The 19,731-nt window shown below is 63.1% G+C and carries 20 protein-coding genes and 1 pseudogene; 17 read left to right on the top strand and 4 right to left on the bottom strand.

Annotated features, from left to right (window positions below; genetic code table 11):
• Positions 1–23: 23 nt before the first annotated feature.
• The 17 genes and pseudogenes from EN862_RS08060 (at position 24) to EN862_RS07980 (ending at position 15,347) form a co-directional block, all read left to right on the top strand.
• The gene (locus EN862_RS08060) at positions 24–872 is read left to right on the top strand and encodes an alpha/beta hydrolase (protein WP_127863589.1); all 849 of its coding nucleotides are present in this window, start codon (positions 24–26) and stop codon (positions 870–872) included.
• A gap of 60 nt (positions 873–932) precedes the next feature.
• The gene (locus EN862_RS08055; protein ID WP_127863588.1) at positions 933–1,463 is read left to right on the top strand and encodes a VOC family protein; all 531 of its coding nucleotides are present in this window, start codon (positions 933–935) and stop codon (positions 1,461–1,463) included.
• A 131-nt stretch (positions 1,464–1,594) separates the two neighbouring features.
• A pseudogene (locus EN862_RS08050) lies at positions 1,595–1,826 on the top strand (type I methionyl aminopeptidase); the annotation flags it as partial.
• A gap of 31 nt (positions 1,827–1,857) precedes the next feature.
• Positions 1,858–2,619, top strand: coding sequence for a DNA repair protein RadC (gene radC / locus EN862_RS08045; RefSeq protein WP_127863587.1), 762 nt, complete (start codon positions 1,858–1,860; stop codon positions 2,617–2,619).
• A 266-nt stretch (positions 2,620–2,885) separates the two neighbouring features.
• Positions 2,886–4,064, top strand: coding sequence for a PfkB family carbohydrate kinase (locus tag EN862_RS08040; RefSeq protein WP_127863586.1), 1,179 nt, complete (start codon positions 2,886–2,888; stop codon positions 4,062–4,064).
• Positions 4,065–4,130: 66 nt separating this feature from the next.
• A complete protein-coding gene (locus EN862_RS08035; RefSeq protein WP_127863585.1) occupies positions 4,131–4,907 on the top strand; it encodes a glutamine amidotransferase in 777 nt (258 codons plus the stop codon).
• A 28-nt stretch (positions 4,908–4,935) separates the two neighbouring features.
• Positions 4,936–5,706, top strand: a complete 771-nt coding sequence (locus tag EN862_RS08030) for an ATP-binding cassette domain-containing protein (RefSeq protein WP_127863584.1) — start codon at positions 4,936–4,938, stop codon at positions 5,704–5,706.
• 32 nt (positions 5,707–5,738) lie between these two features.
• Positions 5,739–6,725 carry an autoinducer 2 ABC transporter substrate-binding protein gene (locus EN862_RS08025; protein ID WP_127863583.1) on the top strand — a complete coding sequence of 329 codons (987 nt, stop codon included), beginning with the start codon at positions 5,739–5,741 and terminating at the stop codon, positions 6,723–6,725.
• Positions 6,726–6,793: 68 nt separating this feature from the next.
• The gene (locus tag EN862_RS08020; protein WP_245519520.1) at positions 6,794–7,720 is read left to right on the top strand and encodes an ABC transporter permease; all 927 of its coding nucleotides are present in this window, start codon (positions 6,794–6,796) and stop codon (positions 7,718–7,720) included.
• Positions 7,717–8,676: an ABC transporter permease gene (locus tag EN862_RS08015; protein WP_127863581.1), complete on the top strand. Its 960-nt coding sequence runs from the start codon at positions 7,717–7,719 to the stop codon at positions 8,674–8,676. Before EN862_RS08020 ends, EN862_RS08015 begins: the two co-directional genes overlap by 4 nt.
• Positions 8,676–9,992: an ArgE/DapE family deacylase gene (locus EN862_RS08010; RefSeq protein WP_127863580.1), complete on the top strand. Its 1,317-nt coding sequence runs from the start codon at positions 8,676–8,678 to the stop codon at positions 9,990–9,992. The genes EN862_RS08015 and EN862_RS08010 overlap by 1 nt, the downstream gene beginning before the upstream one ends.
• Positions 9,993–10,199: 207 nt before the next feature.
• On the top strand, positions 10,200–11,087 hold the full coding sequence (locus EN862_RS08005; RefSeq protein WP_127863579.1) for a cytochrome c oxidase subunit II: 888 nt from the start codon (positions 10,200–10,202) through the stop codon (positions 11,085–11,087).
• 17 nt (positions 11,088–11,104) lie between these two features.
• The gene (gene ctaD / locus EN862_RS08000; protein ID WP_127863578.1) at positions 11,105–12,874 is read left to right on the top strand and encodes a cytochrome c oxidase subunit I; all 1,770 of its coding nucleotides are present in this window, start codon (positions 11,105–11,107) and stop codon (positions 12,872–12,874) included.
• Complete coding sequence (locus EN862_RS07995) at positions 12,871–13,575, top strand: cytochrome c oxidase subunit 3 (protein ID WP_127863577.1); 705 nt, start codon at positions 12,871–12,873, stop codon at positions 13,573–13,575. The genes ctaD and EN862_RS07995 overlap by 4 nt, the downstream gene beginning before the upstream one ends.
• 9 nt (positions 13,576–13,584) lie before the next feature.
• Positions 13,585–14,307: a heme-copper oxidase subunit III family protein gene (locus EN862_RS07990; RefSeq protein ID WP_127863576.1), complete on the top strand. Its 723-nt coding sequence runs from the start codon at positions 13,585–13,587 to the stop codon at positions 14,305–14,307.
• A gap of 9 nt (positions 14,308–14,316) precedes the next feature.
• Positions 14,317–14,715: a cytochrome C oxidase subunit IV family protein gene (locus tag EN862_RS07985; protein WP_127863575.1), complete on the top strand. Its 399-nt coding sequence runs from the start codon at positions 14,317–14,319 to the stop codon at positions 14,713–14,715.
• A gap of 158 nt (positions 14,716–14,873) precedes the next feature.
• Entirely contained in the window at positions 14,874–15,347 is a 474-nt protein-coding gene (locus tag EN862_RS07980; protein ID WP_112127566.1) for an aminoacyl-tRNA deacylase, read from the top strand.
• Positions 15,348–15,389: 42 nt separating this feature from the next.
• On the opposite strand, the gene EN862_RS07975 is transcribed toward EN862_RS07980, so the two are convergent.
• The 4 genes from EN862_RS07975 to tig all read right to left on the bottom strand — a co-directional run bounded on the left by EN862_RS07975 (position 15,390) and on the right by tig (position 19,673).
• Positions 15,390–16,208 (bottom strand): DUF2189 domain-containing protein, encoded by an 819-nt coding sequence (locus EN862_RS07975; protein ID WP_127863574.1) that lies wholly within the window; start codon positions 16,206–16,208, stop codon positions 15,390–15,392.
• A 474-nt stretch (positions 16,209–16,682) separates the two neighbouring features.
• On the bottom strand, positions 16,683–17,063 hold the full coding sequence (locus tag EN862_RS07970; RefSeq protein WP_127863573.1) for a cytochrome c family protein: 381 nt from the start codon (positions 17,061–17,063) through the stop codon (positions 16,683–16,685).
• A 370-nt stretch (positions 17,064–17,433) separates the two neighbouring features.
• Positions 17,434–17,997 (bottom strand): hypothetical protein, encoded by a 564-nt coding sequence (locus EN862_RS07965; protein ID WP_245519519.1) that lies wholly within the window; start codon positions 17,995–17,997, stop codon positions 17,434–17,436.
• 188 nt (positions 17,998–18,185) lie between these two features.
• Positions 18,186–19,673 carry a trigger factor gene (tig, locus tag EN862_RS07960; protein WP_127863572.1) on the bottom strand — a complete coding sequence of 496 codons (1,488 nt, stop codon included), beginning with the start codon at positions 19,671–19,673 and terminating at the stop codon, positions 18,186–18,188.
• Positions 19,674–19,731 lie beyond the last annotated feature (58 nt).

The raw sequence follows: 19,731 nt of genomic DNA, 5'->3' as shown, positions 1-19,731 counted from the left end.
TCAACATCGATTGGAAAGCGATCATGATCGCAACTTTGAAAGGGTTTACCCAGCAGCTGGTGCCGGTGAATGGCATCAAGATCAACGCCGTCACGGGAGGCTCGGGCCCGCCGATCCTTCTGCTTCACGGTTGGCCGGAAACATGGTGGGAATGGCACCATGTGATGCCGCGGCTCGCCGAGCATTTCAGCGTGGTGGCCATGGATCTGCGCGGCGCGGGCTTTTCCGACTGCCCGCTTGACGGCTATGACAAGGCCACGATGGCGCGCGACGCGCACGAGGTCATGGTTGCCCTTGGGTATGAACGCTACGCTGTGTGCGGCCATGACATTGGCGGAATGGTGGCGTTGCCGCAGACCGCCATCTATCGGGAGGCCGTTACCCGCCTGGCCATCCTTGATGTTCCGCTTCCCGGCTGGACTGGATGGGAGGCGACAACCGCCAGGCTCTGGCACTTCAGCTTCCACATGAACCGGGATCTGCCCGAGCGCCTGATCCATGGCCGTGAATATGACTATGTTTCGACCTTCATGGCGGAGCGGTTCTACGATCACAGCACCTACAATCCGGCTGACATCGAGATCTACGCCAAGGCGATGGCGCTTCCTGGCCGCACGCGTGGCGGCATGGAATGGTATCGCACCCTCGCGGCGGACCATGCGGCCGCGCTCGAGTACAAGAAGCAGCCGCTCGAGATACCGGTGCTTGGCCTGGGTGGGGACCATCGCTTCGGCGCGCAGATGGTCCCCATGCTCAAGGAGTTCGCCACCAATGTGACGGGCGGCTCGATCGCCAGGTGCAGCCACTATGTCGCGGACGAGCGGCCGGATGAAGTTGCCGCCGCTCTGATCGATTTTCTGAAGACCAATTGAAACTCTGCGCCGGCGCCGTCGTGGGCCGGGCGAATCGACCAAACAAGAATGGAGACTGTCATGAGCGCACCCGTCATTCGCGGCGTCAATCATATCGGCATCACGGTGCCCGACATCGAAGCAGCAAAATCGTTCCTGGTGGAAGCTTTTGGCGGCCAGGTGATCTACCAGTCCTTCGGACCGCAGGATCCGCCGCGGCGGGGACCCGAATTCGAGCGGGCCGTCGGCGCGTTCCCCGGAACGGTCGTGCGTGCGCAGGCGATGGTCAAAATCGGAACCGGACCCGACATCGAGCTCTTCGAAATGCACGGTTCCGAGCAAGCTCTGCCGACCCGGGCGAGCGACTTCGGCATTACGCACTTCGGTGTCTACACCGACGACATCGACGCATCGGTCGAGCGCTTCGAGAAGGCGGGAGGTACACCCCTCACCGCGCCGCGCGCTATTCCCTACGCAACCGAGAAAGGTCCCGGAAACAAGGTCTGCTATTGCCGTATGCCGTGGGGCACAACGATGGAATTCATCACCACGCCGGATCGCATGGCCTATCACGACCAGACGGATCTGCGCAGGTGGCAGGACGAGGCCTGAGCTGGGCGCGAAAAGGGACCCGCATCAGTTAGGTCGCGGCGATGCTGACGCGCTGGGAAGGTTCGACGAGTGCGCAGCCGCGACGGCTGTCGTGACGGATCGGCCGCGCCGGCGGTCAGCCCATCCGAACGGGCACCGTCAATGAAGGCGGCGAGACGCGGCCCGGCACGATCTTCACCGTCGAGCCGATGATCAATCTCGGCCGCCGGTATGTGAAGGTTGCTCTCCGACGGCTGGACGGCGGTCACGCGCGACCGTTCGCTCTCGGCGCAACACGAGCACACGATCGGCGTCATCAACACCGGCTGCGAGATCTTCACGCTGTCGCCGAAAAAGCTCGACCGCCCCGGCCTGCCCGCCTAAGCTTCACCCAAAGCCTTGGGGGTTAGCAGTCATGGGCAAAGTCGACGACGAGCGGGCGTTCTTTTCCGAAGGCTGGATCGAGCCGCCTAAGGCGGCGCTGAAAAAGGCCGCGCCCATCGAGAAGCCGCATTATCACGGCCATCGCGACCGCCTGCGCGAACGCTTTGCGTATGGCGGGCCGGACGCTCTGCCCGACTACGAACTGCTCGAGTTGCTGCTGTTCCGGCTGATCCCGCGCGTCGACACCAAGCCCATCGCCAAGGCGCTGATTGCCCGCTTCGGCTCGCTGGCCGAGGTGCTCGGCGCGCCGGCATCCCTGCTCGAGGAAGTCAAAGGCATCGGGCCGACCGTCGCGACCGACCTCAAGGTCGTCGCCGCTGTTGCCCAGCGCATGGCGCGCGGCGAGGTGCGCGGCCGCGAGGTGCTGTCCAATTGGACGCAACTGCTCGACTATTGCCGCTCCGCCATGGCCTTCGAGACCCGCGAGCAGTTCCGCATCCTGTTCCTCGACAAGAAGAACGGGCTGATCGCCGACGAGGTGCAGCAGACCGGCACCGTCGACCACACGCCAGTCTATCCGCGCGAGGTGGTGAAGCGCGCGCTCGAACTCTCGGCCAGCGCCGTGATCCTGGTCCACAATCACCCTTCGGGCGATCCCACACCGTCCCGCGCCGACATCGAGATGACCAAGCAGATCATCGATACGGCCAAGCCCCTCGGCATCGCCGTGCACGATCACATCATCATCGGCCGCAAGGGCAACGCCTCGATGAAGGGCCTGCTGCTGATCTGATCTGCTGCCGGAGATTGCCACGGCTTGGCCGGCTACCGCAGATCGGACCATGCGCCTGCCAATGACTGGCGCGGCCTGCCGGGCAAGGCGCAAAAAGGCTGGATTTGAAAATAGTTCAATTGCGCAACGACTGATCTCCGTGACGGCGCTCACGCGGATCAATTTTCTGTCTATTAAGGATAGCGGCGGCCTATTTGGAAGATAATTCCATTGAGGCCTTTCACATCCACTGCTAGCGTTTGAAACGCTTCAAGTGGATCACGCCTTTGCAACGCAAACGCCCGACCATTGCCGATGTCGCACGAGCCGCCGGTGTTTCCATCGGCACGGTCTCAAACTTCATCAATGGCACGGCCGGCCTCAAGGAAGGCACGCGAGAGCGCATAGAGAAGGCGATCGCCGCCCTGATGTACCGGCCGAGCTCGTTTGCGCGCTCCCTGCCCGGCCGTGCCCCGCAGCGGCCGAAGAATCTCGACCATCTGCCCAGGCTCCTGGTCGCCGGACGGGTGAGCGTCGACTTCCTCTGCCGCGTCGAGGTGCTGCCGCATCGCGACGACCGGATCACGGCCAGCCATATCGACAAGGCGCTCGGCGGCCCCGCCGCCAATCTCGCGGTTGCCGCGGCCGGCGTCGGGGCGCCCTACGCGCTTGACGTGGAACTGGCGACGGCGGTTGGCGAGGACGCGGAGAGCGACTGGGCGCTGGGCGAGCTTTCCAAGCTGGGCGTGCACGCCTTGCCAATCCGCAGCACGCCCAACAACCGGCTCTCGCAGGCGATCGTCATTATCGAGCGCAACGGCAGCCGCACCATCATCAGCGAGCCTTTCGAGCTGGGCGAAGTCGACCTCACCGCCAATCTCGACATCCAACCCGAAAAGCGACCCGCGTGCCTTCACATCGAAGGCTTCCATTACGAGACGATGACGGCATCCATAGCGCGCTTCCACCAGGCCGGCTGGAAGGTGAGCCTGCATTCTGCCGGCCTGCCCAGGAGCGCGCGCACGCCTGAAATCTTCGCGCAGATGGTCAGGCAGATCGACCTGACCTTCATCAATGATGTGATGATCAGGGAGATCTACGGATTTCGCACGCGCATGGCGACCATGATCGAAGAGGTTCGCCTCATGCTGTCGCGCATCAAGCCGCGCGGCACGGTCGTGCTCACCCTCGGCGAGTTCGGCGCGGTGGTGTTTCCGGCGACCGGCGGACCGCAGATCGAGGTGCCGGCGCTGCCCGTCAACCGCGTGGATGCGACTGGCGCTGGCGACAGCTTCGCCGGCATCTTCCTCAGCCTCTGGCTGCATGGCGCGTCGCTGGAAACCGCGGCCCGCTACGCCGCGATCGGCGCCAGCCTGACGACGACGGTCGAAGGCGCGCAAGGCTACATCGCCGACTTCGCGACACTGAAGGCCACCGCTGCCGCGAGCGACGTGATGGCCAGCTAGGTCAATGGCTTACCGGCCCAGGCGGCTGGCAGGCGACCAACAGGCAATATCGGGAGAACATGGGTCATGGCGAAAACAAAAGTCCTTCTGGTCGGCGAGAGCTGGATGAGTTCCGCCACCCACTACAAGGGCTTCGACCAGTTCGGCAGCGTCACCTTCCATCTCGGCGCCACGCCTTTGGTTAACGCCTTGAAGGACAGCGAGTTCGATCTTGAATACATGCCGGCCCACGAGGCGGTCGAAAAGCTGCCTTTCACCATGGAGGGCCTGTCGCAATACAAGGCGATCATGCTCTCCGATATCGGCGCCAACTCGCTTTTGCTGCATCCCGGTGTGTGGCTGCACGGCAAGACCGTGCCCAACAGGCTCAAGCTGCTTCGCGACTGGACGCGAGGCGGTGGCGGCCTGGTCATGATCGGCGGCTATTTCAGCTTCCAGGGCATTGACGGCAAGGCCCGCTGGCACCGCACGGCCGTCGAGGACGCGCTGCCGGTGACCTGCCTTCCCTATGACGACCGGCTCGAAATCCCCGAGGGCTTTCGGCCTCAAATCACCGGCCGCAGGGATCATGCACTCTTTGCCGGCATCGAGGGCGAATGGCCGATCCTGCTCGGCGCCAACGAGGTCGTTGCCCGCGACCGGGACGACGTCGAGATACTGGCGCGGCTGCCGCAGGACCAGGGCGGTCATCCGCTGCTGGTCACCGGGCGCCATGGCGAGGGGCGCACCCTGGTCTGGACGTCCGATATCGGCCCGCACTGGCTGCCGAACAGCTTCGTCGAATGGCCCGGCTATGCGCGGCTTTGGACCAACGTGCTGCGCTGGGTCAGCATGGCCGTCTAGCCTATCCACGAATGCCGGAGAAACCGTCATGACGGCACCATTTCTCGTCGCCAGGAACATCGGCAAGCGCTTCGGCGCGCTGACTGCCCTTGCCGATGTCGATCTGGAAATCCGGCCCGGCGAAGTGCTGGCGCTGCTCGGCGACAACGGCGCGGGCAAATCGACTTTCATCAAGATCCTAGCGGGCGCCCATCCGCCGAGCGATGGCGAACTTCTGATCGAAGGCAAAGCGGTGGCGTTCGCCTCGCCCAAGGATGCGGCGGCGTCCGGAATCGCGACGATCTTTCAGGAACTGGCGCTTTCGGAGAACCTCTCGATCGCCGAGAACGTGTTTCTCGGCCGCGAATTGAAACGCTCCATTTTTGGCATCCCTTTTCTGAAACGCGCCGAGATGCGCCAGCGCGTCGACGGACTTTTGCAGGAGCTCGACGCCCATATCTCCGATCCCGAGGCCCCGGTCGGCAGCCTGTCGGGCGGCCAGCGCCAGGCCGTCGCTATCTGCCGGGCGCTCAATCTCAACGCCCGGCTGGTCATCATGGATGAACCGACGGCCGCCCTTGCCGTCGCCGAGACCCGCAAGGTGCTGGCGCTGACTCGTCGCCTTGCCGGCCGCGGCTGCGCCGTCGTGCTGATCAGCCACAACATTTCCGAAGTCTTGGAGGTTGCCGACCGGATCGTGGTGTTCCGGCGCGGCCGCAAGGTGGCCGAACGTCTGGCCGCCGAGACCAATCACGAGGAAGTCGTTTCACTCATAACAGGCGCCCATCCCGACGTGCGGGCGCTCGAAAAAACAAACTGAAACGCACGTCATTCCAGAGAGGATCACACACAATGCTTTCACAACTCAGGAAAGTGCTCGCGGCCTCCGCGCTGTCGTTCGTCGTCGCGACGGCGGCGCATGCGGCAGACAAGCATAAGGTCGCCTTCGTGCCGCAGCTTATCGGCATCCCCTATTTCAACGCCATGGAGGCCGGCGGCAACCGAGCCGCCAAGGATCTCGGCGTCGATTTCGTCTATTCCGGTCCAGTCGACACCAACCCGGTCGACCAGTTGCAGATCGTGCAGAACCTGATCGACCAGGGCGTCGAAGCGGTCTCGGTCTCCGTTCTCGATGCTTCGAGCATCGCCCCGGTGGTGGAGAGCGCCAAGGCCAAAGGCATCAAATTGTTCACCAGCGACAGCGACGCGCCCGACAGCGGCCGCGCGGTCTATGTGGCGCAGGCGACAGACGAGGGTCTCGGCACCACGATCATCGACGAACTGGTCAAGCGCGTCGGCGAGGACGCCACGATCGGCATCGTCTCCGGTGAGGCGACCGCGTCCAACCTCAACGCCTGGATCGGCTTCATGCAGAAGGAAGCCGCCGCCAAGTATCCCAAGCTGAAGCTGCTCGCCCCGCAATTCGCTGGCGGCACGGCCGAGCGCGCCGCGCAGATCTCGGGCGACCTCATGGCCGCCAATCCCGATATCAAGGCCATCATCGCCGTCGCATCCTCGACCTGCCCGGGCGTTGCCCAGGCGATCGAGACCGCCGGCAAGATCGGCTCGGTTATCGGGACCGGTTACTGCAGCCCGAACACCGCCCGCTCCTATCTGAAGAGCGGCGCCTTCGGCTTCACCGTGCTGTGGGACCCTGAACAGCTCGGCTACCTGACGGTCTGGGCCGGCAAGCAGCTTATCGACGGCAAGAGCTTCGAGGCCGAGAACAAGATCGCCGGCCTGGACAAGCCCGCCACCTATGATGCCGCCAAGGGCATCCTGCTGCTCGGGCCGCCGGCCGTCTTCACCAAGGACAATGTCGACAAGTTCAACTTCTGAGCCCTGACGTGAGCGCGGTGCGGCAGTCTGGAAGCGGTGTCTTCTCCATGAACGGGCGGGAGTGGTCTTTGCTTGTCGCCTGTTTGCTGGCGATCGCCATCTTCTCTGTCGCATCGCCGCACTACGCGACCCAGGGCAACGCGGTCACCGTGCTGCGCAACAGCATCGAGCTGCTGCTGATCGGCCTCGGCATGACCTTGCTGCTCGCCATGGGCGGCGTCGATGTCTCGATCGGCATCGTCATGGGCCTCGCGGCCATCGCCATCGGCCGCATTCTTGGCGCCGATGGCAGCCCGTTCGTGGCGCTTGTCGCGGGCCCGCTCGTCGGTGCGCTGCTGGGCTGCGTGACGGCCGCCGTCGTCGTCCTCGGCCGCGTTCCGGCCATCGTCGGAACGCTCGGCCTGCTTGGTGTCTACCGCACCGCCGTGTTTGCGCTGCTTGGCGGGCAGTGGCTTTCCGGCCTGCCCTCGAGCCTCAACGATCTGCTGGCAACCACCGTGCTCGGCATCCCCGTGCCGGCCCTGGTGATCGCCGTTGCCTATCTGATCGTCTGGCTGGCACTGCGGCGCACGCCCTATGGTTTGCATCTGCTGGCGATCGGCAATTCGGAAGAAAAGGCGCGGCTTTCGGGAATTCCGGTGATCAAGGTCAGATTCCTGACCTTTGTCATCAGCGGCGTCCTGACCGGCATTGCCGCCACCTTCTATGTCGCAACTTACCGCAACGTTGAAACGTCGATCGGCAGCACCTCGGCGCTGGATGCCATCGCCGCGGTCATTCTCGGCGGCACAAGCATATTGGGCGGCCGCTGCAGCCTGCTCGGCACTGTGCTTGGCGTGCTCCTGCTCAGAATCCTCCAGAATGGCCTGCTGCTCATCGGTGTCCCCTCGCTTTGGCAGCCGGTCGTCACCGGCGTGCTGATCATCGGTGTGCTCGGCTTCGAAGCGGTCTCCAATCGCCTGCCTCTTACCCGGTTCCAGCGAGCCCCCGCATGAGAACGCTTCGGAACCTGCAGGGCCCGGCCCTGACCCTGGCTTTGCTGTGCGCGCTGTGGCTGATCGTGATTGTCGGCCTGCTGGCGCTCAAGCCTTCCGTCTTCAATCTCGGCACCGTAACCACCATTCTTCAGTTCTCGACCATCCTGGCGCTGGTCGGCCTCGGACAGGGGATGGTCATCCTGGCCGGCGGCACAGGCATAGACCTGTCGGTCGGCGGCGCGGTTTCGCTCTCCGCCATCATTGCCCTGCTGTCGCTCAAGCTGGGCTTGCCGCCGGTCCTGCTGCCGGCCGTCTGCATCCTGACCGGCGCTATGCTCGGCGCCCTCAACGGATTGCTCGTGAACGGCCTGGCGCTGCTGCCCTTCATCGCGACGCTGGGCACCTTCTTCGTCTATTCCGGCGTGGCGCTTGCCGTCACCGGCGGCGCGGCCCAGTCGGGCGTGCCAGGATGGCTGCTTGTGTGGGGACGCGGTGTCGTCGCCGGCATTCCCGTGCCCTTCCTCACCCTGGCCATCCCCTGCTTCGCGCTGGCCGGCCTTGCGCTGATGGCGACGGCCTGGGGGCGCTGGATCTACGCGATGGGCTTCAACGAACGCTCGGCCAGGCTGGTCGGCATTCCTGTCGATCGCGTGCGCTTCATCCTCTACGCCCTGAGCGGCGCGCTCGCCGGCGCCGCCGGCCTGGTTTCGCTCGCCTGGCTCGGCAGCGGCAGGCCCAATATCGGCCAGAACCTCGAGCTGGAATCGCTGACCGCCGCGATGCTTGGCGGCATCGCCATCACTGGCGGGCGCGGCGGCGTCGGCGGCGTGTTCGCGGCCGTTCTGCTCCTGGTCACGCTCAAGACCGGCCTGCTGCAACTGAACATCAACACGGTCTGGCAAGTGGGGATCGTCGGCGCCCTTCTGGTGTTCGTCCTTCTTGCCGACCGGCTTTCCCAACGTTGGAGATCCTAATGCCTTCCATGGAAGAGACCATCGCCGCGCGCGTCGAGGCAGCGGCCGATCGCATCGTCGAGACGCTGAGCGATCTCGTCGCCTTCCCCTCGATCGTGAAATCCAATCCGAAAGAGGCCGGCCCGGGCGAGCGCGACTGCCAGCTCTATCTGCAGAAGCGCCTGGAGGCGCTCGGCTTCACCACCGATCTGTGGGACCCGGACGGCCCGGCGCTCTATGAAAAATACAAGGGACGCGCCGGCGCCAACAAGGGCAGGACTTTTGAAGGCCGGCCCAATCTGGGCGGCGTGCTGAAGGGCACGGGCGGCGGCCGCTCGATCATGCTGACCGGTCATATCGACGTCGTGCCGCCAGGCGCAGCCGGACACTGGGCAACCGATCCGTTCCGGCCCGTGCTGAAGGACGGTTTTCTGCATGGGCGCGGCACCGTCGACATGAAGGGCGGCGTCGCCTGCATGCTGATGGCGGTCGAAATCCTGAAAGGGCTCGGCGTCAGTCTTTCCGGAGACATCGTCTTCACCACCGTCGTCGACGAGGAGATCGGCGGCATGGGGTCGCTCGCCATGGTCGATCATGGCTTTCGCGCCGATGCCGGCATCATGACCGAGCCGACGGCAAACAGGATCGCGCCGCTCTGCCACGGCATCCTGTGGGGCAGGATCATCGTCGACGGCATCGGCGGCCATGCCGAGCTGACGCCGAACGCCTGGCATTCGAGCGGCCCGGTCGATGCCGTGCAGCTCTGCCGGCAGATCCTCGACGGCATCGACATCCTCAACCGGCGCTGGATGTTCGACCCCAGGAAGAACCATCCGCTGATGGACCTGCCCAACCAGATCATCGTCACCCAGATCAATGCCGGCGAGCACCCCTCCTCCATGGCTGGTCGCGGCGAGATCATCATCGACGCGCAGTACCTGCCGAGCGAGCATGACGAATTCAGGCTGGGCGGCAACGTCAAGCGCGAGATCGAAGAGCATATCGCCAATGTCTGCCAGGCGGACCCTTATCTGCGCCTGCACCCTGCCCGCGTCGAATGGATACTTGATGCCGACTGCGCCGAAATCCCCTCCGACAGTCCGTTCGTGAGTGTCCTCCAGGAAGCCGTGAAGGACGCCAATCTGTCGCCGGTGCTGAGCGGCTTCGGCGCGCATAGCGACATCGGCCTGCCGACAGGCCTCGGCAACACGCCGACCGTCAATTTCGGCCCCGGCGACCCGGCGCAGGCGCATCAGCCCAATGAGCGCGTTTCGGTGCGCGACCTCGTCGATTGCACCAAGGCAATTGCGATTGCCGTGGAGAAATGGTGCCGCTAGAGCAAGCTGAAGCCTGATCCCGAAAAGCGATGGCGCGGCATGGCATCCAGCCCCTGGCAGCCGCCGCCCTTGCGTCCCGAAAGCCTGCTCAAAGAGCAACATTTTGCCATCAGCTAGTCGGCTCTGGAATTTCAACCGGAAATCGAGCATGATGCGCTTGGCATTTCGGGACGCTTCGCGCGTTTGGAATGCCGGGAGGAACGGGACATGGCCGTTGTGCTTGTACTCGTTTTAATTGTCGTGGGCTCGGTGTTGTTCCACCTCCTGAGCCCATGGTGGTGGACGCCTATTGCCTCCAACTGGGACTATATCGACAACACCATCATCATCAGCTTCTGGATCACCGGCATCGTCTTTGCCGCTGTCGTCCTGTTCATGGCTTATTGCGTCCTCCGCTTCCGGCATCGGGAAGGCATTCGCGCAGTTTATGAACCCGAGAACAAGCGCCTCGAATCGTGGCTGATGATCGTCACCGCGGTCGGCGTCACCGCTTTGCTGGTTCCCGGCCTGTTCGTCTGGAGCCGCTTCGTCACGGTGCCAGGCGATGCGACCGAAATCGAGGTCGTCGCCCAGCAATGGCAGTGGAGCTTCCGTTTGCCGGGCAAGGACGGCAAGCTCGGCACTTCCGACACCCGCGACGTCACCGCTGACAATCCGTTGGGCGTCGCCCCCAAGGATCCGAACGGCCAGGACGATGTCCTGGTCGAAGCCGCCGATCTTCATCTGCCGGTTGGCAAGCCGATCAAGGTGCTGCTCCGTTCGATCGATGTGCTGCACGATTTCTATATCCCGGAATTCCGCGCCAAGATGGACATGATCCCGGGATCGGTGACCTATTTCTGGTTCACCCCGACCAGGACCGGTACCTTCCAGGTCCTATGCGCCGAGCTATGCGGCCAAGGGCACCCGCTGATGCATGGCGTGGTCGTGGTCGACACCGAGCAGGACTATCTGGCCTGGCTCGGCCAGCAGCAGACCTTTGCGCAACTGTCAGCGCCCCAGCAATCGGGCTCGGCGAACCAGCCGCCGGAAAAGATAATCGCGTCCAATCTGGGCGTCGCGGCAAACTCGAAACTTTCGAGGTCCGCACAATAGGGCACGGAGGTGCTCCAATGGTCGACGTCACACCCGCAGATGCCGTTCCGCCCGCCGAAGTTGGGGAGGTGGAACTCTACCATCCGCACAGCTGGTGGACGAAATATGTCTTCTCGCAGGATGCGAAGGTCATAGCGGTCCAGTACTCGGCAACGGCAACCGCGATCGGCCTTGTGGCGCTGGTTCTGTCCTGGCTCATGCGCCTGCAGCTCGGCTTTCCCGGCACGTTCGACTTCATCACGCCGGAGGCCTACTACCAGTTCATCACCATGCACGGCATGATCATGGTGATCTACCTGCTCACCGCGCTCTTTCTCGGCGGCTTCGGCAACTACCTCATCCCGCTGATGGTCGGCGCCCGCGACATGGTCTTTCCCTATGTCAACATGCTGAGCTATTGGGTCTATCTGCTCGCGGTGCTCGTGTTGGTGTCTAGCTTCTTTGCGCCGGGCGGACCGACCGGCGCCGGCTGGACGCTCTACCCGCCGCAGGCCATCATGACCGGAACGCCGGGCGGCCAGGACTGGGGCATCATCCTGATGCTCTCCTCGCTCATCCTGTTCATCATCGGCTTCACCATGGGCGGCCTCAACTATGTGGTCACGGTGCTGCAGGGCCGCACGCGCGGCATGACCCTGATGCGCCTGCCGCTCACCGTCTGGGGCATCTTCACCGCCACCGTCATGGCGCTGCTCGCCTTCCCGGCGCTGTTTGTGGCGTGTGTGATGATGCTGCTCGACCGCGCCCTCGGCACCTCATTCTTCATGCCGGCGATCGTCGAGATGGGTCAGCAATTGCAGCACAATGGCGGCAGTCCGATCCTGTTCCAGCATCTGTTCTGGTTCTTCGGCCACCCGGAGGTCTACATCGTCGCCCTGCCGGCCTTCGGCATTGTGTCCGACCTGATCAGCACGCATGCGCGCAAGAACATCTTCGGCTACCGCATGATGGTTTGGGCGATCATCGCCATCGGCGCCCTGAGCTTCGTTGTCTGGGCGCACCACATGTATGTCAGCGGCATGAATCCCTATTTCGGCTTCTTCTTCGCGACCACGACCCTGATCATTGCCGTGCCGACGGCGATCAAGGTGTATAACTGGGTGCTGACGCTGTGGCGCGGCGATATCCATCTGACCATACCGATGCTTTTCGCGCTCGCCTTCATCGTCACCTTCGTCAATGGCGGCCTGACCGGGCTGTTCCTCGGCAATGTCGTCGTCGACGTGCCGCTGTCGGACACCATGTTCGTCGTGGCCCATTTCCACATGGTCATGGGGGTCGCGCCGATCCTGGTGATCTTCGGCGCGATCTATCACTGGTACCCGAAAGTCACCGGCAGAATGCTGGACGAGACGCTCGGCCGCTTCCATTTCTGGGTGACCTTCGTTGGCGCCTACCTGATCTTCTTCCCCATGCATTATCTCGGCCTGATGGGCGTTCCGCGGCGCTACGCCGAGCTCACCGACATGACCATAATGACGGAATCGGCCCATCATCTGAACTCGTTCATCTCGATCATGGCCTTCATCGTCGGCTTCGCCCAGATGGTGTTCCTGTTCAACCTGATCTGGAGCATCCGGCATGGCCGCGAGGCCGGCGGCAACCCATGGCGGGCGACCACGCTCGAATGGCAAACGCCTGAGACGCCGCCGGCGCACGGCAATTTCGGCAAGGAACTGCCGATCGTCTATCGCTGGGCCTATGACTACAGCGTGCCGGGAGCCAAGGAGGACTTCATCCCGCAGAACGTGCCGGGCGACTTCGCTCCCTCGAGGGAGCCGGCATGAGCGTCATCCTAGTCTTTCTGCTGGTGATCGCCGGCTTCGCCGGATGGTGGCTTTCGCACCAGCGGCTGACGGCCAAGCCCTGGCTGGAGCAAGGCCTGGCCGGGGATTTCGTCGGTTTCGACCGGTCGGCGCTGCCCACCGCCAAGATCGGCCTCGGCGTTTTCCTCGCCGTCGTCGGCTGCCTGTTTTCGCTGTTCACCAGCGCCTATTTCATGCGCATGGGTCTGCCCGACTGGCAGCCGCTGCCGCTGCCGCGCCTGCTCTGGCTCAACACCGGCGTGCTGGTGCTTAGCAGCGTCGCCCTGCAATGTGCCGTGGCCGCCGCGCGCAAAGGCCAGATCGACAACGTCCGGCTGGGCCTAGCCACGGCGGGGCTCACGACGCTTGCCTTCCTCGTCGGTCAGTTGATGGCATGGCGACAACTGACCGGAGACGGCTATGTGCTCACGTCCAACCCGGCCAACAGCTTCTTCTACCTGATCACCGGCATGCATGGCCTGCACATACTCGGCGGTCTGGTCGGACTTGGGAAGACGAGCATAGGCGCCTGGAACGGAGCGCGGCCGGAGCGCCTTCGCCTCAGCGTCGAGCTCTGCGCCATGTATTGGCATTTCCTGCTTTTCGTCTGGCTCTGCATCTTCGCCCTGCTGGCGGGTTGGGCCGCGACCTTCATCGACATCTGCCAACGGTTGCTGACCTAGGAGACCGCGATGGCCGAGACGACCATGACGCATACCAGCCAGATGGAGCCCAGGCCCGCCGGTTGGCGCGGCATCGCCGCCGATTGGGCCTCGGACCAGCGGGCGTTCAAGAACGTGTCCTGGGGCAAGGCCATGATGTGGATCTTCCTGCTCAGCGACACCTTCATCTTCGGCTGCTTCCTGCTCTCCTACATGACGGCGCGCATTTCCACGCGCGTGCCGTGGCCCAATCCGAGCGAGGTCTTCGCCCTGCGCATCGGCGGTTCGGAAATCCCGCTGATCCTGATCGCCATCATGACCTTCGTGCTGATCTCGAGCAGCGGCACCATGGCCATGGCTGTCAATTTCGGCTACCGCCACGATCGCCGCAAAACCGCGATCCTGATGCTTTTGACCGCGGCACTTGGCGCGACATTCGTTGGCATGCAGGCCTTCGAATGGACCAAGCTGATCACCGAAGGGGTGCGGCCATGGGGCAATCCCTGGGGGGCCGCGCAGTTCGGCTCATGCTTCTTCATGATCACCGGCTTCCACGGCACCCACGTCACGATCGGCGTGATCTTCCTGATTATCGTGGCGCGAAAAGTCTGGCGTGGCGATTTCGACATCGGGCGGCCCGGCTTCTTCACCAGTCGCCGCGGTCGCTACGAGAATGTCGAGATCATGGGCCTTTACTGGCACTTCGTCGACCTGGTCTGGGTGTTCATCTTCGCCTTCTTCTATCTTTGGTGAGAGGCAGATATGGCAGAAGCAACCGCAAACGGTCTCGGACAACACGCACTGCACGCCACCCATGCGCAGGAAGCAGCGGCCGTCGCCACCACGGACACCCACCAGGAGCACCCGATCAAGCTCTACCTGGTGGTCTGGGCGTGGCTGTTCATCCTCAGCACATGCTCCTACCTGGTCGATTATTTCGGCATCCACGGCTATCTCAGATGGTCGCTGATCCTGATCTTCATGATGCTCAAGGCGGGATTGATCGTCGCCGTCTTCATGCACATGGCCTGGGAGCGGCTGGCGATGATGTATGCGATCATCCTGCCGCCGATATTGGTGCTGGTCTTCGTGACCATGATGGTTTTCGAAGCCGATTATACACTGCTGACCCGTATCGCGTTTTTCGGACCCGGGCCCTGACGCGCGCGACTGGGATCCATTCGCGGCCGCCGGAACCGCGGATGCCGGCGCCTTGAAACGACAGGCGGCCGATCCATTTTCCGGAGCAGCAACCGGGCGCAATCGTGATTGCCCCGTTTTGCGCATGCGTCGTGAACTCAAGCAAAAGGACGCGGATAATGACCATAGCAAACAGGCTGAGGCATTTTATCGACGGTAAGGGAATCCCGTACGACACCGTTGCGCATCACCGCACATCCACCAGCAGGCAGGCTGCCATCGCCGCGCATGTGCCCGGCAGCATCATGGCCAAGTCCGTGGTCGTTCACCACGAGCTCGGTTACGCGCTGGCCGTGGTCCCGAGCACCCACAGGATCGAGCTCGGCAAGCTGCAGGACGTCATGGACAAGCGCCTTGGGCTCGCTTCGGAGGACGAGGTGGTGTCGCTCTTCGATGATTGCGACATCGGCGCCGTACCGCCGATCGGCGCGGCCTATGACGTGCCGGTCATTCTGGACGAAAGCCTGCGCGATGCCGCCGATGTCTATTTCGAAGGTGGCGACCACAAGACGCTGGTGCATGTCAGCGGCAAGGATTTCCGCAACCTGACCACCGGCGCGCGCCAGGCGCGGTTCAGCCACCCGGCCTTCTAAGCGCTCCGGCACAGATCGCCAATACGCGGCGACAGGGCTTGCTTAAGTCGCCGGTCTGGGGTTGGCCGGCGGCTCCACGACCTTGCGATATACATGCCAGGTGGCGTGGCCGAGGATCGGCAGCACCACCGCCAGTCCGGCGAACACGGGCAGCGAACCGATGATCAGCCCAACGGCGACGATCAGTCCCCAGACGGCCATCACGATCGGGTTGGCCAGGACCACGCGCACCGACGTGTGGATGGCTTCATAGGCACCGACGTCGCGATCAAGCAGCAGCGGGAATGCCACCACGGTGGTGCACAACACGACCACGGCGAACACGAACCCTATGGCGTGACCCAGCACGATCAGCGTCCAGCCGCGCCCGGTGGCGAATATCTCGGCTATGAAGCTGGACAGTGACGCCGGCGGCTCGGGACCGAACAGTTGCTCGTAAAAAATCTTGGCGGTCAAAAGCCAGGCGATGAAGATCGCAAACAACATGATCCCGACCGCGGCGATGGCCGGCACCGCCGGGGAGTTCCTGACCTCGAATGCGTGCTGCCAGGATGCATCGAGCCCGGCCTCTCGTCTGCGGCTGATTTCGTAGAGTCCGATTGCCGCGAACGGGCCGATCAGCGCAAAACCCGAGACCAGCGGAAACAGCAGCGGCAGCGCGTTTGCGCCCGATGTCCACGTGGCAAGCACCACGCCGACGAGTGGATAGATCATGCACAGAAACACGATGTGCGAGGGTTTGACCATGAAGTCGTCGACACCGCGCTTGAGCGCGTCGAAAAGATCGGAAACGCCGATCTTTCTCACCCTGGTATGTTCCAGCGTTTCGCTGGCGCCTGCAATCACGTGAAAGCTTGCCATGACCGTTCCTCCAGATCGGGCCCGGCAAGGTCGCGGAATTCACGGTGCTACCGCTCTGCGTGATGGCCACGCAAACCGCGACCTGCACCGACCGCCAACATACTCCCTTGCGCCCGATTTGTCGTCATTTCATTGCCGCGGGTGCGGCAGTCGGCCAGGTCGGCGCACTGGCTCCAGAAGACTTTTTTCGATATTCTCCTGCAGCGTCGCGCGCCGCCTTTTTTGGGCGTGCAACGGGACGCTGTACCGCTTTGATGGGCCTACGGTCCTTTTCGAAAATCGATCCCGATTTTCGGGGCATACGCCCGGTCGAAGGTGAACGTGATGGACACGCGGACGCTTGTCATACTCGGCCTTGGCATAGTTGTCCTGCTGCTGTTGGGGTTCTTCGCGCTGCCGGCTTAGACGGCGCGCGTCGGGACCTTTCAACAGTGCAATTGGCGGACGACCAGCGATGGCGCCCGGAAGGGCCGTCTATTTGGAAAATTGCTTCAGATAGGCGATGACGTTGGCTATGTCCTTATCGTCCTTGAGACCGGGAAATGTCATCTTCGTCCCCTTGACCATTGCTTGGGGGGCGTGGAGGTAGGTCGTCAGGGTCGGCTCGTCCCATTTGACGCCGGATTTTCCAGCCGCGATCATGGCCGCGGAATAGGTGAAACCGGGATGCGTACCTGCAACCCGCCCGATGACGCCGTTCAGAGACGGACCGATCCTGTTCTGGTCCTGGTCGGCAACGTGGCAGACCTTGCATTTGGTGAAGACCTTCTCGCCCGCGGCGGCATCTTGCGCCTGCGATGGGCTTGCGAAGAAGGTCGTAGCGGACAAGACGATAAAAAGCGCTGTTGCACGCATCGCATTTCCTCCCTGATGGTCTCGTTTTGCGTCGGAACGATCGGCACCACACCGGCCCGCTTGCGTGCGCCACGCATTAGAGCAGAGGATCCCGGGCTTCTTCAGTGGAATTGCGGCACCTATATACCACAGAATCGCCCAAACGGATAGAAAAAGCCAGCTTTTGCCAAGGCTTAGGCCCGCACAATGCGATGCTCGATATCATCGGCAAGGTGTTCGGGCGCGCCATGACGACCGCCGAACTGGAAAGCCTGTAAGCATGTCTCCCGAAAAGTGGGATCCGGTTTCGGGAGAAAGACATGCGTAACATCAAAAACCTAAAGCGCATGGAGCGAATATGAAAGATCGCGATGCGCTTTAGGCGGCAAGGTCAAGGTGGATCGGTTTTGCAGCTCGCGGCGATCTGGCCGATCGCTTTGGAGAGACCAGCAAGCTCGAAATCGGCCTCGCCGCGCCCCGACAGGAGGCCGAAGCGCCATGACAGCGTCAGCCGGCTCGCTGAAACCAGGCGCTTGATGCCGTCGTCCCCGTCCCTGACCAGCGTTCTGCCGCGGGGGCCGACCGACCAGCTTTCATCGGTCTTGCCGCCGTCGACAATGACGGAGATCGTGATCTTGCGGCTGGCGGAGACCGGATCCTTGAGCTGCAGCCATTCGCTCCAGCGTGGTTCGCCATCGCGCCGGCAAGCTAAGGTCAGCACCGGGCTGTAGCCCAGCGCTCCGCCCCCTGTGATCAGCTTGTTGATGGCATGCAGCGAGGCCGTTATCTGGGCGTCGCTGCCGGCGTCGACGCGCCAATCGCCGAGATCCGGCTCTGTCCGGGCGCCTCCTTCAGCCGCCGCCAAGAGGAGCGACGGGACATCCGGCTCGGCGCGAACGCTCCCGCCGATCGCCGCCAACAAGAGCGTCGCGGCAACGACTAAGCCTCTTACCATGAACCCAGCCTCACAAATGCCTCCGACCCCGCGGACGCCATCGAAAACAGATAATCTTCAACGGTTGGTATCGCCAGCGGCAGACCATCAAGACAAGTTGCGTGTGTTGCCGCGCCGCCACAATGACATAGGCCTAATGAAAAAGGCCGCCCGGAGGCGGCCTTTCGAAATTGCGGTGCTGAAACCCGTTATTCGGCTTCCTTGGCGGCCTTCTTCTTCGGCGCGGCCTTCTTCTTCGGCTCTTCCGCCTCGTCGGCGACTTCGCCCGCCTCTGCCTTGGCTTCGGCCTTCTTCGAAGCCTTCTTGGCCGGCTTCGCCTTGGTCGCGGTCTCGGCTTCCTCGTCGTCGGCCATCAATTCGTCCTTGCCGACCTTGACGTCGTTCACCGAGATCTGGCCGAGAAGATAGTCGACAACCTTCTCTTCGAACATCGGCGCCCGCAGCGCGTTGATGGCTTCCGGATTGCTGCGATAGAACTCGAAGGCTTCCTGCTGCTGGTTGGCCGGGAAGCGGCGCACCTGCTCGAACAAGCCGCGCTGCAGCTCCTCGTCCGACACGGTGACGCCGGCCTTCTCGCCGATCTCGGCGAGCACCAGACCGAGACGCACGCGGCGCTCGGCAAGGCGCATATATTCGGCGCGCGCCTCTTCTTCCGTCGTCTCTTCGTCGGCGAAGGTTCGGCCGGCGGCCTCGAGGTCGCGGTTGACCTGTGCCCAGATGTTGTTGAACTCGGCCTCGACGAGCTTGGAGGGCGCCTCGAACGAATACGAAGCATCGAGCTGGTCGAGCAGCTGGCGCTTCACCTTCTGGCGGGTCATCGAGCCGAATTGGCTCTCGATCTGGCCGCGCACGATCTCGCGCAGGCGCTCGAGCGATTCCAGACCGAGATTCTTGGCCGTCTCGTCATTGACCTCGAGCTCGCCGGGCGCTGACACTTCCTTGACGGTGACGTCGAAGGTGGCTTCCTTGCCGGCCAGGTGCGCGGCCTGATAGTTCTCCGGGAACGTGACGATGATCTGCTTCTCGTCGCCGGCCTTCGCGCCGATCAGCTGGTCCTCGAAGCCCGGGATGAACTCCTTGGAGCCGAGCACCAGCGGCTGGTCGGTGCCAGCGCCGCCGGCGAAGGCCTCGCCACCGATCTTGCCGACATAGTCGATGGTCACGCGGTCGCCCTCGGCGGCCTTGCCGGTCTTGGGCTCGTAGCTGCGCGCCGATTCGGCAACGCGCTTGACCTGATCGTCGACTTCCGATTCCGGCACGTCATAGACCTGGCGCGTCACCTTGATGTCGGAGAAGTCCTTGATCTCGATCGCCGGGATGACCTCGTAATTGAGGCTGAATTCGAAATCGGTGCCGCCGGCCAGGATCTTCTCGGCTTCCTTCTCGTCCTCGGTCATGATCACTTCGGGCTGCATGGCGGCCTTCTCGCCGCGGCCGGTGATGATCGAACGGGTCGAGTCGTTGAGGATCTCGTTGACGACCTCGGCCATGAACGACTTGCCGTACATCTTGCGCAGATGCTGCACCGGCACCTTGCCCGGGCGGAAGCCGTTGATGCGCACCTTGTCGCGGGCATCGGTCAGCCGCGCCATCAGCTTGGCTTCCATGTCACCGGCCGGCACGGTGATCTTGATCTCGCGCTTGAGACCGGAGTTGAGCGTTTCGGTGACCTGCATCCTAGAACCTTTGTTTTAACGATGAGACTGCCAAACGGTCCTAGCCGTTTACAGCCTG

The sequence above is a fragment of the Mesorhizobium sp. M2E.F.Ca.ET.219.01.1.1 genome (assembly GCF_004016445.2).
GTDB lineage: Bacteria > Pseudomonadota > Alphaproteobacteria > Rhizobiales > Rhizobiaceae > Mesorhizobium.
Note: the sequence above shows the minus strand (reverse complement) of the source record. Positions and strands in the feature narration are given on the sequence as shown.

Coding starts and splice junctions, on each gene's coding strand:
- radC (WP_127863587.1), top strand. CDS start 1,858: ATGGGCAAAGTCGACGACGAGCGGGCGTTCTTTTCCGAAGGCTGGATC.
- EN862_RS07985 (WP_127863575.1), top strand. CDS start 14,317: ATGGCAGAAGCAACCGCAAACGGTCTCGGACAACACGCACTGCACGCC.
- ctaD (WP_127863578.1), top strand. CDS start 11,105: ATGGTCGACGTCACACCCGCAGATGCCGTTCCGCCCGCCGAAGTTGGG.
- EN862_RS07980 (WP_112127566.1), top strand. CDS start 14,874: ATGACCATAGCAAACAGGCTGAGGCATTTTATCGACGGTAAGGGAATC.
- EN862_RS08010 (WP_127863580.1), top strand. CDS start 8,676: ATGCCTTCCATGGAAGAGACCATCGCCGCGCGCGTCGAGGCAGCGGCC.
- EN862_RS08015 (WP_127863581.1), top strand. CDS start 7,717: ATGAGAACGCTTCGGAACCTGCAGGGCCCGGCCCTGACCCTGGCTTTG.
- EN862_RS07965 (WP_245519519.1), bottom strand. CDS start 17,997: ATGGTAAGAGGCTTAGTCGTTGCCGCGACGCTCTTGTTGGCGGCGATC.
- EN862_RS07995 (WP_127863577.1), top strand. CDS start 12,871: ATGAGCGTCATCCTAGTCTTTCTGCTGGTGATCGCCGGCTTCGCCGGA.
- EN862_RS08060 (WP_127863589.1), top strand. CDS start 24: ATGATCGCAACTTTGAAAGGGTTTACCCAGCAGCTGGTGCCGGTGAAT.
- EN862_RS07970 (WP_127863573.1), bottom strand. CDS start 17,063: ATGCGTGCAACAGCGCTTTTTATCGTCTTGTCCGCTACGACCTTCTTC.
- EN862_RS08055 (WP_127863588.1), top strand. CDS start 933: ATGAGCGCACCCGTCATTCGCGGCGTCAATCATATCGGCATCACGGTG.
- EN862_RS07990 (WP_127863576.1), top strand. CDS start 13,585: ATGGCCGAGACGACCATGACGCATACCAGCCAGATGGAGCCCAGGCCC.
- EN862_RS08030 (WP_127863584.1), top strand. CDS start 4,936: ATGACGGCACCATTTCTCGTCGCCAGGAACATCGGCAAGCGCTTCGGC.
- EN862_RS08025 (WP_127863583.1), top strand. CDS start 5,739: ATGCTTTCACAACTCAGGAAAGTGCTCGCGGCCTCCGCGCTGTCGTTC.
- EN862_RS08005 (WP_127863579.1), top strand. CDS start 10,200: ATGGCCGTTGTGCTTGTACTCGTTTTAATTGTCGTGGGCTCGGTGTTG.
- EN862_RS08035 (WP_127863585.1), top strand. CDS start 4,131: ATGGCGAAAACAAAAGTCCTTCTGGTCGGCGAGAGCTGGATGAGTTCC.
- tig (WP_127863572.1), bottom strand. CDS start 19,673: ATGCAGGTCACCGAAACGCTCAACTCCGGTCTCAAGCGCGAGATCAAG.
- EN862_RS07975 (WP_127863574.1), bottom strand. CDS start 16,208: ATGGCAAGCTTTCACGTGATTGCAGGCGCCAGCGAAACGCTGGAACAT.